Source organism: Xanthomonas sp. NCPPB 3583, assembly GCF_041475715.2.
In the GTDB taxonomy this organism is placed as follows: Bacteria; Pseudomonadota; Gammaproteobacteria; order Xanthomonadales; family Xanthomonadaceae; genus Xanthomonas; species Xanthomonas euvesicatoria.
In genome coordinates, this window is record NZ_CM191263.1 from 4445186 (window position 1) to 4460738 (window position 15553).

At 64.3% G+C, this 15553-nt stretch carries 14 protein-coding genes; 10 read left to right on the plus strand and 4 right to left on the minus strand.

Going from position 1 to position 15553, the window contains the following annotated elements:
- Positions 1-58 precede the first annotated feature (58 nt).
- A complete protein-coding gene (locus ACCQ07_RS19105) occupies positions 59-1180 on the minus strand; it encodes a fatty acid desaturase family protein (RefSeq protein ID WP_122273153.1) in 1122 nt (373 codons plus the stop codon).
- A 9-nt stretch (positions 1181-1189) separates the two neighbouring features.
- Complete coding sequence (locus ACCQ07_RS19110) at positions 1190-2266, minus strand: ferredoxin reductase (RefSeq protein ID WP_014091301.1); 1077 nt, start codon at positions 2264-2266, stop codon at positions 1190-1192.
- Between the two features lie 92 nt (positions 2267-2358).
- Here ACCQ07_RS19110 and fabR point away from each other — a divergent pair, with 92 nt between their 5' ends.
- From fabR to ACCQ07_RS19130, 4 genes are all read left to right on the plus strand, one after another.
- Positions 2359-3006, plus strand: a complete 648-nt coding sequence (gene fabR / locus ACCQ07_RS19115) for an HTH-type transcriptional repressor FabR (protein WP_008574825.1) — start codon at positions 2359-2361, stop codon at positions 3004-3006.
- A 1663-nt stretch (positions 3007-4669) separates the two neighbouring features.
- On the plus strand, positions 4670-5794 hold the full coding sequence (locus tag ACCQ07_RS19120; protein ID WP_008574821.1) for a slipin family protein: 1125 nt from the start codon (positions 4670-4672) through the stop codon (positions 5792-5794).
- 54 nt (positions 5795-5848) lie between these two features.
- The gene (locus ACCQ07_RS19125) at positions 5849-7072 is read left to right on the plus strand and encodes an RtcB family protein (protein WP_008574819.1); all 1224 of its coding nucleotides are present in this window, start codon (positions 5849-5851) and stop codon (positions 7070-7072) included.
- Between the two features lie 205 nt (positions 7073-7277).
- Positions 7278-8078, plus strand: coding sequence for a hypothetical protein (locus tag ACCQ07_RS19130; RefSeq protein WP_008574817.1), 801 nt, complete (start codon positions 7278-7280; stop codon positions 8076-8078).
- Positions 8079-8345: 267 nt separating this feature from the next.
- Here ACCQ07_RS19130 and ACCQ07_RS19135 read toward each other — a convergent pair whose 3' ends face one another.
- On the minus strand, positions 8346-9215 hold the full coding sequence (locus ACCQ07_RS19135; RefSeq protein WP_057681258.1) for an alpha/beta hydrolase family protein: 870 nt from the start codon (positions 9213-9215) through the stop codon (positions 8346-8348).
- Complete coding sequence (locus tag ACCQ07_RS19140; RefSeq protein ID WP_011348882.1) at positions 9215-10309, minus strand: DUF3182 family protein; 1095 nt, start codon at positions 10307-10309, stop codon at positions 9215-9217. Before ACCQ07_RS19140 ends, ACCQ07_RS19135 begins: the two co-directional genes overlap by 1 nt.
- Positions 10310-10966: 657 nt before the next feature.
- Between ACCQ07_RS19140 and ACCQ07_RS19145 the strand changes: the two genes are divergently transcribed.
- The 6 genes from ACCQ07_RS19145 to ACCQ07_RS19170 all read left to right on the plus strand — a co-directional run bounded on the left by ACCQ07_RS19145 (position 10967) and on the right by ACCQ07_RS19170 (position 15323).
- Positions 10967-11248, plus strand: a complete 282-nt coding sequence (locus ACCQ07_RS19145) for a hypothetical protein (RefSeq protein WP_003486531.1) — start codon at positions 10967-10969, stop codon at positions 11246-11248.
- Positions 11249-11291: 43 nt separating this feature from the next.
- Entirely contained in the window at positions 11292-11567 is a 276-nt protein-coding gene (locus ACCQ07_RS19150) for a hypothetical protein (protein WP_008574808.1), read from the plus strand.
- Between the two features lie 75 nt (positions 11568-11642).
- A complete protein-coding gene (locus ACCQ07_RS19155; RefSeq protein WP_011348885.1) occupies positions 11643-12236 on the plus strand; it encodes a DUF4142 domain-containing protein in 594 nt (197 codons plus the stop codon).
- Positions 12237-12442: 206 nt separating this feature from the next.
- A complete protein-coding gene (locus ACCQ07_RS19160; RefSeq protein ID WP_057681257.1) occupies positions 12443-13330 on the plus strand; it encodes a TIGR01777 family oxidoreductase in 888 nt (295 codons plus the stop codon).
- A gap of 146 nt (positions 13331-13476) precedes the next feature.
- Positions 13477-14142, plus strand: a complete 666-nt coding sequence (locus ACCQ07_RS19165; RefSeq protein WP_372363549.1) for a response regulator transcription factor — start codon at positions 13477-13479, stop codon at positions 14140-14142.
- Positions 14139-15323 (plus strand): ATP-binding protein, encoded by a 1185-nt coding sequence (locus ACCQ07_RS19170; RefSeq protein WP_372363551.1) that lies wholly within the window; start codon positions 14139-14141, stop codon positions 15321-15323. The genes ACCQ07_RS19165 and ACCQ07_RS19170 overlap by 4 nt, the downstream gene beginning before the upstream one ends.
- Positions 15324-15553 lie beyond the last annotated feature (230 nt).

Here is a 15553-nt window from a genome sequence, read left to right on the forward strand (position 1 = left end):
CAACAAAAAGGCCGCCATTGGCGGCCTTTCGATGTCGATCATGCGTTGCGCAATCCGATCACGCGCCCTGCAATGCAGCGCTGCTCTGCCGCACCGGCTTGGGCCGGCTCGGGAAGGCATGGCGCACGATTCGCCACATCACCTGGCCGAACTGGCGCGGCAGCGAGCCGGTGTTGTAGTGCTGGCCGTAGCGCGCACAGACCTGCTTCACTTCGACAGCGATCTGCGCATAGCGGTTGGCCGGCAGGTCCGGATAGAAGTGATGCTCGATCTGGTGGCTCAGGTTACCCGACAGCACGTTCATCAGCTTGCCGCCGGTCAGGTTGGACGAACCACGCAGCTGACGCAGATACCAGTGGCCACGCGATTCGTTGCGGATGGATTCCTTCGGAAACACTTCCGCATCGGCAGTGAAGTGGCCGCAGAAGATGATCACGAAGGTCCAGATGCTACGCAGCACGTTGGCCGCCAGGTTGCCCAGCAACACCGTCAGGAAGAACGGGCCGGCCAGCAGCGGAAATACGATGTAGTCCTTGAGCATCTGGCGGCCCATCTTGCGGCCGACCGGCAGGAACGAGGCACGCAATTCGGCCGCCTTCATCTTGCCGGCGAACCAACGGCCCAGGCGCAGGTCCTGGATCGCCACGCCCCATTCGAACAGCAGCGCGAACACCACCGCGATGAAGGGCTGCAGCAGATAGAACGGGCGCCAGCGCTGCTCGGGGAAGATGCGCAGCAGGCCGTAGCCGATGTCGTCGTCCATGCCGCGCACGTTGGTGTAGGTGTGGTGCTTGAAGTTGTGCGTCTTGCGCCAGTTGTCGCCGGTGGCAACGATGTCCCACTCGTAGGTGTTGCCGTTGAGCTGCGGGTCGCCCATCCAGTCGTACTGGCCGTGCATGACGTTATGGCCCAGCTCCATGTTCTCCAGGATCTTGGACAACGCCAGCAGCAGCACGCCGGCGATCCATGCCGGAATCAGCACGCTGTGCACGAACGCACCCAGGAACAGCAGCGCACGACCGGCCACGCCGGTCCAGCGCACGGCGGCCACGATGCGGCGGATGTAGCGCGCATCGGCGGCGCCCACCTGGCTCAGCACGCGCGCGCGGATGGCATCGAGTTCGTCGCCGAAAGACTGCAGTTCGGCAGCGGACAGGGCACGGTTATGGACTCGGCTCATGAAGATTCCTTACAGATCCAGGATCAGGTCAGTGCTTGGCGCACTAATGCACAGGCGCACCTGTGCGGTGGGTTCGTTACTGCGTTCACCGGTGAGCAGGTGCCGGGTGGTGCCGGATTGGCGCGGGCAGGCGCAGGTGTTGCAGATGCCCATGCGGCAGCCATGTTTGGGCCGCAGGCCTTGCGCTTCCAGCCCTTCCAGCAGCGACTGGCCGCGCGGCAGGGTCAGGGTACGGCCGCTGCGTGACAGTTGGACCTGCACCTGGCCGGTCTCGGCCTGGTCCAGTGCCGGCACGCTGAAGGCTTCGGCCTGAAATGCAGCCACGCGTCCCTGCAGCCGTTCGCGCGCGGCCTGCACAAAACCACCCGGCCCGCAGGCCATCACATGGCGCTGCTCCAGCGCGGCAATGTGGTCCAACGAATAGGTGTCCACGCGTTCTGCAGGAGTCTCGCCTTCGCGGGTGGTCAGCAGTTGCACACGCAGGCGCGGATGCGCCGCGGCCAGCGCGGCGAATTCGTCGACGAAGCAGGCTTCGTCGCGCTGGCGCACCCAATACAGCAGGTCCACGTCCATCGGCATGCCGGCTTGCGCGGCGGCCTGCAGCAACGCACGCATCGGCGTGATGCCGGAGCCGGCGGCCAGCAGCAGGAGCGGGGTAGGCGTGGTCGGCAGCAGCATGTCGCCGAAGGCCGGGGCCAGCGAGACCACCGTGCCCAAGGCCGCATCGTGCGCCAGGAAGCGGCTCACCAGCCCACCCTCGATCGCCTTGACGGTGATCGCCAGCCGGCCGTCGGCCTGCACCGTGGGGCTGTAGCTACGCAACAGCCGGCGGCCGTCGATCTCCACGCCCAGGCTCACGTGCTGGCCGGCCTGCAGGCCGCGCCAGTGGCCGTTGGGCTGCAACACCAGGGTCACCGCGTCCCGGCTGGCCGGGGTGCGCTGGACCAGCCGCGCCATCGGCTGTTCCAGCGTCCACAACGGGTTGAGCCGGGTTGCCCAGAAATCGAACAGTTGCGGCGACACCAGTCGGCGCGCCAGGCGTGCCGGCAGCGGGGACTTGGACTTACGAGGAGATGCCAGGTTCATGGGCCGCACTATACGCATGCATGCACACCCGTGTATACACTTGTATATTGCCAGAGGGGCTATGATTCAGGCCCACGCCCGGCTGCAGCCCCATGACCTCTATCGCCCTGCCTTCCCACGACGCGCCGCCGTCCCGCAAGCCGGCGATTTCACGGGAGGATCTCATCGCTGCAGCGCTGTCCTTGATTGGCCCGCACCGTAGCCTGTCCACGCTGAGCCTGCGCGAAGTGGCACGCGAGGCAGGCATCGCGCCGAACAGCTTCTATCGCCAGTTCCGCGACATGGACGAGCTCGCCGTGGCCTTGATCGATCGGGCCGGGCGTTCGCTGCGCACCATCATCGGCCAGGCGCGCCAGCGCGCGACCTCTACCGACCGTAGCGTCATCCGTGTCTCGGTCGAAGCCTTCATGGAACAGCTGCGCGCCGACGACAAGCTGCTGCACGTGCTGCTGCGCGAAGGCGCGGTGGGCTCGGACGCCTTCAAGCAAGCGGTGGAGCGCGAACTCACCTATTTCGAAGACGAGCTGCGCGTGGACCTGATTCGCCTGGCCGCGGCCGACAACGCCAAGCTGCACGCGCCTGCCCTGGTGTCCAAGGCGATCACCCGGCTGGTATTTGCGATGGGCGCGGTGGCAATGGATTCGCCACCGGAAAAAGATCCCGAGCTGATCGAGCAGATCTCGCAGATGCTGCGCATGATCCTGACCGGCGCGCGCACGCTGGGCACCCACGCAGGCTGATTGTCTGCACTGACGTTTGCGCGCGCGCTGGCGTGCGGGCGGAAGGAGCACCGCAGGCGGTCAGCGTCGTGCCGAATCACGGATCTTCAAAGACGTGGCGGGCGCGGCATCGCTCTTGCGAGCCACTCTGATCCAACACTTCAGGCCATCCTGCGTGACTGGCGACATGCGGGCGCACACAACGCGCGGTGACGTGTCGTCCCTCTGTCATCGGCACAGAGGCGAAACGGCCCGCAGCATCGATGCGCGACGAGCGATGCCTCGCCCAATGCGACGCATGCGGCATCTGGGCAAAAACTCTAGCTGCCGCCCCATTCTCTCGAAGCGATGGAAGCGCTGCAGGCGAAGGCTTACATGGCCTACAAGTCCACAAGGCTGCAGGCCGCGTGAGCGCGTCCAGTGTCCGCGTGGACATGGGGCGCGGGCTGCACCGGCCAACAGCGCGCCGCTTGAATTGCATGTCGATTGCTCGCCGCGCGCCGCGTCGGCTCGCCTGGTCCTGAATTTCGAAATCGTGGCATCGCTTGTGCCGACCATTCCACGCAATGGCTCTCGCCTGCTGCCGCGACGCGATTTTGATTCTGTTTCCGACGACCGACTCCGACCACCAGAGAGATAATCCAGAACATAATTGCATAAAGTGCTTGCATCGCTAAAAAGACACGGGTAATGTTCGCGCCCTCGGCAGCCACGTCTGCACTTTTACCCAATCGGCCTCATGTCCCTGCTCAACTCCGCCACACTCAACCGACTGCCCAGCGCCCACCGCGCGGCATCGTGTGTGCGCACGAAGAAAGCAGACGTGCGCATCACCCTCTTCGACTGATGTCCTGACAAGGAGATCGGTCACCCGATCTCCGAGGCAAGCGAACGCCCTCGGATGCAGCATCCGGGGGCGTTTTCGTATGCGTTCGCACCGACTCTTGTGGATGACCCTCCAGGTACCCGGGCATGGATTTCCCGACAGCACGGACGTTGCACGCGAACAGGCGTCAAAGCGCTATGTGCCGGGCACGGGTGGCGCGTGGTCATGCGCATACAAGAATTACCGTTTGAATAAAACGGTAATCAGAAACATTGCGAAAGATATTCAGCGGCCTGGAATTTATTCCAGCTGGTGCGCGCGGCAATGCCGTGGCGTATACCGAACTCTTTTTCGTGTTTCTCGCTACGGGTATCGGCTCCTGGTGGAGCGGCGGCGCAAGCCGTAGGCCTGGTTCAATTCCGGAATACCCACCACTGGATAGCTCAATTGGTAGAGCAGCAGATTTGTAATCTGTTAGTCGCGGGTTCGAATCCCGCTCCATGCATGACCTTTTCGGTCATTCCTCGGGACGCAAGTCCCTTTACGGAAACGCCCATGCCACAGGCAAACAGGCAAGCCATCGCCTGACTGCCTGCAGCAGCGGCGCCCCTGCCGGGCCTTTGTCCTGAACGCGCGTGCTGCGCCGTTCGCTGCCGTTGTGCAAGACATCGCACCGCATCAGCCACGCACCTGCAGGCGCCAACAGCGCATTGCGCCCCGCACGGCCGCCGTCACGGGCGTTTCCACCCTTCAACGCCGCGTTGCATCGGCACACGTTCCGCCAGCAGTCCGATCCGGGCGGCGGAACGCTTGCATTCCCGGATCGGACCACCAGAGCCAAACCTAAGGAGAAGTGCCATGTTCTGGACCAAGAGGGTCGTGATCGGTGACGGCGAGCGCGGCCTGGTGTATCGCAATCGTCGGTTCGAGCGGGTGCTCGTCCCCGGCGTCTATCGCCTGTTCGACCCGTTGGGTCGCAGCGAGGTCATCGTCCACGCCATCACGCAAGGCGCCTATGTGGGCCGCGATGCGGAGATGCTGATCGATACGCTCGGCAACACCCTGCCGCAACACTTCGTGCTGGCCGACATCGGCACCGCGCAGGTCGGCTTGCTGATCCGCAACGGCAAGCTCGAGGACGTGCTGCCACCGGGCACACGCACGCTGTACTGGCGTGGTCCGGCGGCAATCGAGGTGCAGACCCTGCCATTGGGCGATGGGCTGCAGGTGCCCACCGATGTGCAGCGCAGGCTGCGTCAGCTCGGCACGCTGTCGCGTGTGGCGGTCTGCATGGACGTGCCAGCCGAGTCGCAAGGGCTGGTGTTCGTCGACGGCAAGCTGTTTGCACCGTTCGGGCCGGGGGCGTATGCGTTCTGGAATTTCCAGAAGAACATCACCACCGACGTGATCGATCTGCGCGTGCAGTCGGTCGAAGTGTCCGGGCAGGAGCTGTTGACGCGCGACAAGGTGTCGTTGCGCGTCAACCTGGCCGCCAGCATGCGCGTCACCGATGCGGTGGCAACGCGCACGCGCGTGGCCAAGGCCGGCGATTACCTGTATCGCGAGTTGCAGTACGGCTTGCGGCGCGCGGTCTCGTCCAAGACGCTTGACGAGTTGTTGGGCGACAAGGCCTGCCTGGATGCGGATATCTTCGGGTATGTGCGTGGCAGCGTGAGCGGCTTCGGCATCGAGGTGCTTGGCGTCGGCGTCAAGGACGTGATCCTGCCGGGCGAGATGCGCGAGATCCTCAATGCGGTCGTGCAGGCGGAGAAGCAGGCGCAAGCCAACGTCATCCGTCGGCGCGAAGAGGCCAATGCCACGCGCTCGTTGCTCAACACCGCCAAGTTGATCGAAGACAGCCCGGCGCTGATGCGTTTGAAGGAACTGGAGGCGCTGGAAAAGGTCACCGAAAAGATCGACAAGCTCACCGTGTTCGGCGGCCTGGATGGCGTGCTGAAGCAATTGGTGACGATCAGGCAATGAAGGCTGCGCGTGGCGGAAGGATCTGCCACGCACTGCCGCAAGGCAATGACAACAATGAGTACATCACAACACTTTGAATTTCTGCATGCCGAGGGCAGCACCACCCCGATCAAGGGCTGGGTGCGCGGCGTGCCCCTGGAAGAGCAGGCGCATGCGCAGCTGCGCAATATCGCGGCGGTACCGTTTGTCGGTCCGTGGGTAGCGGTGATGCCCGACGTACATCTGGGTAAAGGCGCAACCGTGGGCTCGGTCATTCCAACCCGTGGCGCCATCATCCCGGCAGCGGTCGGCGTGGATATCGGCTGCGGCATGGCTGCGGTGCGCACCACGCTGCGCGCCAACGACCTGCCCGACAATCTGGCGCAATTGCGCTCCAGCATCGAGCGCAGCGTGCCGGTGGGTAATGGACGTGGCGGCGAGCATCGCAAGCTGCCGGACAGCATTGAGACCCGCATTGCGCAGTCCGGGCTGGTGCAGCGTCTGGATGCGATCAAGCAGCAGCACAAGCGCATCCGTACCGACAAGCTGGACTGCCAGATCGGCACGCTGGGCGGCGGCAACCACTTCATCGAGATCTGCCTGGACGAAACCGATGCGGTATGGGTGATGCTGCACAGCGGTTCGCGCGGCACCGGCAACCTGATCGGCACGTACTTCATCGAGCGCGCGCGCGAACAACTGGCGCATCGCGTGTTGGGTTTCCATCTGCCCGACAAGGACCTGGCCTTCTTCATGCAGGGCGAGCCGTTGTTCGACGAGTACGTCGAAGCGGTGTCGTGGGCGCAGGATTACGCCCGCGAAAATCGCGAGGCGATGATGGCGCGCGTGCTGGCCGAGATGCGTCACCGCTTGCCCAAATTCCAGCTGGAAAAGCTCGCAGTCAATTGCCACCACAACTACGTGCAGAAGGAAACGCACGCTGGTGAGGAATTGTTGATCACCCGCAAGGGCGCAGTGAGCGCTCGTGTCGGCGAGCTGGGCATCATTCCGGGCAGCATGGGCACGCGCAGCTACATCGTGCGTGGGTTGGGCAACGCCGACAGTTTCCACAGCTGCAGCCACGGCGCGGGGCGTGTGATGAGCAGGACCGCTGCACGCGCGCAGATCACCCTGGCACAGCATCGTCAGGCCACCGCACATGTGGAATGCCGCAAGGACGCGGCGGTGCTCGACGAGTCGCCTGCAGCGTACAAGTCCATCGATGCAGTGATGGCGGCGCAGCAGGACCTGGTCGAGGTGCTGCACACCTTGCGCCAGGTGGTGTGCATCAAGGGATAGAAAAGGGCCGCACCAGCGGCCCTCTTCGCTACAGACACGTTGCAAGTGCGAGTGAGCAACCTCATCCGCAATGCAATGCACAGTTCAGTCATGTCGCGATCGCGCTCACATCAAAGCACGCACGTTTCACTCTTGCGACGCCATCGTTGCGCCTCGTTCGCGGTCTGATCTACAGGGCGCATCCATCAGATAATCCGGAGGCGGTATGAGCAATCTTGACAAGCAGGAACGCAAGGAAGAAGCAAAGGACTTGAACCGCGACCCGATCTCCGGTGCGCCTGGTTCGCATCCGGTTGGCGTCGGTGTGGGCGGCATCGCCGGCGGTGCGGCGGCAGGGGCGCTTGCAGGCACGGTGTTCGGGCCGCTCGGCACCTTGATTGGTGCAGCGGCCGGCGTGGTTGCTGGCGCAGCGGCTGGCAAGGGCGTGGCCGAACGGCTCGACCCCACTGTGGAGACCGAATACTGGCGCCAGGAGCATCGCAACCGCCCCTACTACAAGGAAGGCACCGACTACGATCGCGACTACGCCACCGTCTACGGATTCGGTTTGCAGGCACGCGAAACCCGCCCGACCAGCACCTGGGAAGAAACCGAAGCCACGCTGGCCGGCGAATGGCCGCGTAACCGCGGGCAATCGCGCCTGGAATGGGATGAAGCCCGGCTTGCAGCACGCGATGCATGGGAGCGTGCGGACCGTACCCACACTGTCTATCGCGACAGCGACACGCATTACGCAGGCCGCTTCGACAGCGCCAGCTACCGCGATGTCGACTATTCGTACGACGACTATCGCCCGGCCTATCGCTATGGCATGCAGGCACGGCAGCAGCACGCCGGCCGCCAGTGGGACGACCACCTGGAACGCGATCTGGGCGATGGCTGGGACCGCTTCAAGGCCAATTCGCGCCTGAGCTGGGAAAAGGCCAAGCATGCGGTACGTGAGGCATTCGACTCGGATCATCACGATGCAGCGGCGCGCCGTCACCCGACCGACCCGCGCGTCTAACGCGTGATCGCAGCGGCGCGGTCACAAGTGCCGCGGCCAGCGCACGACGTTGAACCAGAACGGGCCCACTCGGGCCCGTTCTGCGTTATGGAGTAATGCGGGTTCCTGCTCACTCGGCGGCGCTCAGAAAAAAAGCAGTACCGAGATGATCTCAGGCTGACGAATCCACAAGGCAATCCGCGGGCCCACCGGGTCTTCAACACGCAGAAAGAAAAGAGCGACGCGTGCGCGACCCCATGGCTTTGCACGCCACGTTTTCCCGGATCACTACCCTGCGGTCTTCTCCACCGCACGGATGTCGCCGCGAAATACCGCAGTGGTCTGTTCCGACGGGGTCGCAGCAGCGCCCTGCTGATCCTTGAGCAGCTGCTTGCGCGTGGCCACCACCTCCTTGGCCAATGCAATGCGCCGGCCGACGACCATTTCGGTCAGCCAGTCGATCAGGGCACGCGTGTATTGCTGCTGGTGTTCCTTGATGCTGAGCGCATGGTCCGCGCCAGCGATGACACGCGATGTGAGCGAACGCGCCTGCACGAACGCGTGCGCATAATTGTGCAGCACCGGCTGCGGCACGATCGCATCGTGCTCGGCTTCCACCAACAGCACATCGCCCTTGTACTCGGCGCAGGCGGCCAAGGCGATGTTGTCTGCCGGACGCAGGCGCTGCTGCCGGTATGCCATCAGGTCCGGGTCGGCGTTGAGGCTGACCTTGGGTTGGTCCCAGTGGGCATCCTTGTAGAGCGCAGGCGAACGCAACGCCAGCCATTCCACCGAGCGCTCGCGCGTCAGCAATGCGGATAGATACCCACCGTAGCTCAGGCCGACCACCGCGATCGACTGCGCATCCACGTAGGGCAGACCTGCCAGTTGATCGTACGCAGCCTTGATGTCGTCCAGGTTCTGCGCGCGTGTCACGGTCTGGCGCATCGATGCGTAACCCTCATGCCCACGCAGATCGAAGGTCATGCAGATGCAGCCCAGGCCTGCTGCCTCGCGCGCACGTACCAGGCTGTGGTGCTGGCTGCCGCCCCAGCCGTGCACGAACAACACTGCAGGCATGCCTGAGGGCGTGAGCAAGGTGCCGCTGAGTGCGTCCTGGCCGACCGGAATGTCGATGCTGGAAAGTTTGGCTTCCATTACGTCGCAGAGATCCTCCTGTATTTGTAGCGCGGCCCTGGACCGGATTGGGTTGCGCGATAGTAGACCTGCGCATCGGCCGGCGGCTGGCCCTGATAGATTTCGTGTGTGGACGCCCTTACCCACTGCAATGCGGGATCTTGCTGAAAGGCGGCGATTGCAGCGAGTTCTGCCGGGGTTGCGCCACCGATTCGCCAGGATTGTTCCAGCACGCCGCATACCGGGACATCGCCAGCATCCTGACCGCTGACCACATCGTAGTTGCGGCGGGAAATCTGCAGCTCAGGATAAGCGGCGGTGACGCATCGATCGTACCTGCACGCCTGCTCGACCACCCGTCGCTCCAGCGAAGGTAAAGCTGTCGCCATCAGTGCCTCCAACGACCCGCGGTACACGCACAGCGACGAGCCGCCATACACGTCGCTGCCGTCCGCATCGGGCACGCTGCATTGCGTGCCGTAATACGCAATCTGGACGCCGGCAAGACACAACTCGCCTACGCTGTGCGTCGTTGGCTGCAAGATATTGCGTTCCAGCACGCCGCCATGCGTGCCTAGATAGGTATCGGGCAGGCTATCCAGTACCTGCGCCAGCTGCGATGCGTCGGCAATGCGCCATTGGTCGTTGCCGCCCACGCCGGTGGGCAGCTTCAGGCGCACGTCTCCACCATCAGACAGCGCCTCGAACGCATGCATCGCATCCGGGCGAGAAAACGCGGTGTAGCCCGGCAGCGTGGCGGGAATCAGCGACATGGCCAGCGCCTGGTCCCAGCCCGCAGTGCTTGCCGCGTCGTCAGAAACCAGTGGGTGACCGATGACCTTGGTGGCCAGAAACGCATGCGGCACGATACCGCCGAGCAAGTCACCGACGCCGTGGATGCCCAGCCCGCGCGCTTGCGCGGTAGTGAGCGTGTCATCGGGTACGTGGAATGTTCCAACTTCGATCACGCCATCGCCAGCGACGCCGGCATCGGGCACGCCCAGCAAATGCGCGACCTCGCGACAGACCCATGCGTGCGTTGCACGCTCATGACCATGCTCGGGCACCACGCGCGTGGCATGCCCAAGCACCTGCCGATAGTGCGTCTGTGCCATGACATCTCCCCTGCGGCGTGATCGCGCGTCGTTGCTGGCCTCGGTCGCAGCTGAGGGACGAGTCGTGGCAGTGGGTATCGCTGGAGCCTTACTTCAGTGCCAGATACAAGCCAAGCACAATCAGGAACACCACGATCAAACTGATGGCAATACGCCCGCCGCGCAACTCCAACAGGGCATGCCACCACACGCGCGCTTCAGGTGTGCCGCTTGCATGATGCGGCTTAGGGCTACGGGTCTCGCTGTCCTGCATCCTGGGTACTCTCGCTCCATTACGTCGCCGCCTACCTTAATGATCAGACGTTACACAGGTGTGGAGCGGTTCAGAATCTTCCGTGAAATGCGGCATTGCGAAAGCGATTTTGCCCGATCGGCGATCACCTGCCTGGTGTGATCAGGCCACGTTGCAGTCGTGACATCGAAACGCATGCGAGACCAACGCGTCGCTTCGACCACACGGGTTCAAACGCGTCACTTGGTACGCATTGACCACATGCACGCACCTGCATGCATTGCGTGTAGATGCACTCGAACAATCTGACCAGTTAAGCGTGCAATGCACCGAAGTGCTGCAATGGTCGGGTTCGATGATCAATCGTTGACATACCCGCAGTTACTCTGCAGGTCAAGTTTGTTTATACCGGAACACCCCAAGTCATGAGCAGAGATCCATCCGTCATCGATGTACAGGCCGAAATCGCGCATTGGCAGGCGCGGCATGCCCAGGGCAACCTCGGCGCAGGCAAGTTCAGCGAGTTGTCCCCGGTGGTGAAAATGGCCTGCGATATCTACCTGCAAGCCCCGCGTTCGAGCGACCAGGAACGTCTGCGCCTATTTCGGGACCGCTTGGAGCACCACTTCATTTCATCCAGCACGCAGTCCAACTACGAACAGTTGGCAACCGATTGCTGGCAGCGCTTGGGCGCGCGCAATAGTTGAGTCCGCAGTATCGAGCAACATCTGTTTTTCATTGGAGATCGTCATGAAAACCCCGTATCAAGTGCAGCAGGAGCTGGAACGACTGGAGCGGTTGGTACCGCACATCGTCAGCGACCAGGGCGACCGCGCGGAGGAAATCCTTGGCTTCCACGTGGCCAGTCTGTTGGGTAGCGCGCCGATCAGCGAACATGCGCTGATTCGCGAACGCACCGCTCGCATGGCACGTACCTGCCGCAGTGCGCAGGACGCCGTGCGCGCACCCAAGGCGCCCGCCAGACCATTGGGCATGGCGCCCGTTGCCCAGCCGCAGTGGGCCTGACCGACCTCCCCGGAGCCGCCTAGCGGCTCCTTTGCATTCCACCCCCGGCAATTGCCGATTCATTCCAGGATCTTCATGAAAGTCACGCTTCTCACCGCTTCGCTGTTGGCCATGCTCTCTCTGACTGCCTGCGACCGCCCCGGCGGCGATGCTTCGCGCACCGCGCCAGCGGTGTCGCCCGAGCCGACGGCTGCGCCCGTCAGCGGAAGCGGCGCGACCGAGCTGGCCAAGGGCGATGGCGCGGTGCTGGGCGTGCTGGCTGCGATCGACGACAACGAGATCGCACTCGCCAAGCAGGCCATCGAACAGGATCTGGGCGGTGCCACCGGCGAGTTCGCGCAGCAGATGCTGCACGACCACGAGGCCAACCTTGAAAAGACCAAGTCGCTTGGCGCAACCGAGAGCCCGCGCGCGCAGGCCATACGTGCCAAGGGCAAGGCGGCAGTGGAAGCGCTGTCCAAGACGCTGACCCTGCCGGACGGCAAGGATGCCTACCGCAATGCATTCATGCGCAACATGGTCATCGACCATGGCGACACCATCAAGATCATCGATTCGGAACTGCTGCCCGCCGCCGAAAGCGCGCCGGTCAAGCAACATCTGGAAGAGACGCGTCGCGTGGTCTCGGCGCATTTCGAACGCGCCCACGCGGTGTCTTCGTCCAAGTAAGCAGCAGATCAGGCGCTTGCCCTGCAAACGCGCCGGCCAGTCCGGCGCGTTTGCGTTGGGTGGACAGCACATGCGGCTGTCCTCGAGGTCGTTGGGCCACGCCGCAGGCTGACCCTGCAGCGCACGGCCGCATGCGCGCGCTAGCTTCACCTCGCTTGGCGTGATCCTGGCCTATCGTGCCGCATCGATTCGGCCAGGAGCCCTCCATGCATCTGCTCATCACCGGCGGCACCGGCTTCATTGGCCAGGCCCTGTGCCCGGCATTGCTGCAGGCCGGCCATCAGGTCAGCGTGCTGACCCGCGACCCGCACCGCGCCAAGCGCATCCTGCCCGGCACGGCCGCCGTGCATACGCTGGATGGAGTGCAGGCCGATGCGGTCATCAACCTGGCTGGCGAGCCGCTGGCCGCCGGCCGCTGGACCGATGCCCGCAAGCAGCGCTTCCGCCAATCGCGCCTGGGCATCACGCGCCAATTGCATGACTGGATTGCGCAGCAGCCGGCCGCACAACGCCCCTCGGTGCTGATTTCCGGCTCGGCCGTGGGCTACTACGGCGAACGTGGCGATACGGCGTTGACCGAGGCCGAGCCCGCCGGCGATGACTTCTCTGCCGTGCTGTGCCGCGACTGGGAAGCCGAAGCCAACACCATCGCCGCACTCGGCCCGCGGGTGAGCTGGGTGCGCACCGGGATCGTGCTGGATCGCGATGGCGGCGCACTGGCCCGCATGCTGCCGGCATTTCGATTCGGCGGCGGTGGGCCGTTCGGCGATGGCCGGCACTGGATGAGCTGGATCCACCGCGCCGATATGGCTGCGCTCCTGCTGTGGCTGCTGCAGCACGGCCAACCCGGCGCCTACAACGCCACCGCGCCCAATCCGGTGACCAATGCCGACTTCGCGCGCACGCTGGCGAAGGTGCTGCACCGCCCTGCCCTGCTGGCGCTGCCGGCCGGCGTGCTGCGGCTGGGCTTCGGCGAGATGGCCGACCTGCTGCTGATCAGCCAGCGCGTGCTGCCGCAACGCGCGCTCGATGCCGGCTTCCGCTTCCAGTACCTGCACCTGGACGCTGCGCTGCGCGCCATTCTGCAGCGCTGAGCGGCGGCCAGGGCCTGACCAGACGGGATCGAACGGCATGCATGGCCTGGCCTGCATGCGGTTCGGCCATGCCCTAATATTTGCCCAAACTTCATCACCGACAGTGCTGCGGATCTCGGACTGGCCCTGCGCACGGCAGAACACCTATGCATCTGCTCCTCGTCGAAGACGACACCATGCTGGCCAGCGCCATCTGCGACGGTGTGCGTCAGCAGTCATGGACCATCGATCATGTCGGTCATGCCAATGCCGCCAAGACGGTGCTGGTGGACCACCGCTACAGTGCGGTATTGCTGGATATCGGCCTGCCGGGCGAGTCCGGGCTGAGCGTGATCCGCTTCATGCGCAGCCATTACGATGCCACCCCGGTGATCGCGCTGACCGCGCGTGGCCAGCTCACCGACCGCATCCGCGGCCTGGATGCCGGCGCCGACGATTATCTGGTCAAGCCGTTTCAGTTCGACGAGCTGATGGCACGGCTGCGCGCGGTCACCCGGCGCAGCCAGGGCCGCGTGGTGCCCCTGCTCAGCCACGGCGACATCTGCATGGATCCTGGCAGCCGCAAGGTCACCAAGGACGGTAAATGGGTGGCGCTGAGCGCACACGAATATCGCCTGCTGCTGGCGTTGATGGAACGTGCCGGACGCGTGGTCACCAAGGATCAGCTGGAAGAAGGCGTCTATGGCGGCCCGTCCGAAGGCGGCAGCAACATGATCGCGGTGTATGTGCACCAGTTGCGGCGCAAGCTGGGCGATGCGCTGATCTCCACCGTCTACGGCCAGGGCTACATGGTCGGAAAGACCCCGGAATGAAGTCGCTGCAGGCACGCATGCTGGCGGCGCTGGCCGCGATCGTTCTGCTGAGCTGGTCCACCTCTCTATGGATCCTGGTCGCACTGGTCACCCAGGGTCATCACAGCGTGTTCGAGCAGGAACTCAACCTGCTCGGCGATCGACTGATGGCCACCTTGCCCGACGCGCTCCAGCACCGCTTCGATACGCAGACAGAGACGCCCGGCGCGGCAGCCACGTCGACCCCGATCGGCAACCCATCCTCGCGCATGAGCGTCAAGCAGACCCTGATTGCCGTGGTGCTCAACACCGTGCAATTGGGCATCCTGGGGCTATTGATGTGGTGGGCCGTGCGGACCTCGCTGGGGCCGCTACGCGCCCTGTCCGGCGCCATCGCGCAACGTACCGGCCTGGATACCGAGCCGGTGCCGCTGGCACAGGCGCCCGACGAAGTCCGCCCGTTGATCGCCTCGTTCAACACCTTGCTGGCGCGGGTGGAACAAGCCGTCCAGGCCGAGCGCGATTTCGTCGCCGATGCCGCGCACGAACTGCGCACCCCGCTCTCGGCACTGCATGCCTACGCCGAGGTCGCATTGCGCGCGTCCACACCGGAGGCCAAGGACGCCGCGCTGGGCCAACTGCTGGAAACCGCGCGGCGCAGCAACCGGCTGGCCGAACAATTGCTGGATCTGGCGCGACTGGATGCCGGCATCAGTTCAGCCGCCTATCATCAAGTCGAAATGGGCGAGCTGATCTCGCATGTGCTGGACGAATTCAGCGTGCAGGCCGACGCACGCCAGCTGCAGTTGCAGGTTGAGGCATCGCCCTGCCTGCTGCGTTGCGATGTGGATGCAGTGGGCATTCTGATCCGCAACCTGGTCGACAACGCCATCCGCTATGGCCGCCTGCATGGCAAGGTGGAAGTGAGCTGCGGCTATTGTGTGCGCGCTGACGTACTGCACCCGTTCCTGCAGGTCAGCGATGACGGTCCCGGCGTGCCCGAAAGCGCGCAGGCTTCTATTTTCGAGCGGTTCTATCGCGTGCCCGGCAGCGCAGTACAGGGCAGTGGCATCGGGTTGTCGCTGGTCGCCGGCATTGCGCGCCTGCACGGAGCAACGATCGAAGCCGGCGACGGCAACGATGGACGCGGCCTCTGCGTGCGCGTGGTGTTTGCCGGCAACCGCCCTGCCGGCGCGGCCTGAAGCCGCCTGCGCTGCAGCGCGAGAGCACTACGATACGCGGCCAACCAAACGACTGCGCAACCACGGGCTGGCGCGGCCAGTGCGCGGTGCGCGATGGACCAGCAGGGGTACGTGAAATGCGCGACTGCGCACGCACACGCCCAGCGCCCAGCGCGCAGCGCGAGACGGCCCATCTGACGCGTACATCGCGGCTCCCGAGCGCCGTCCACACCACCTGCTCGCTACATTTT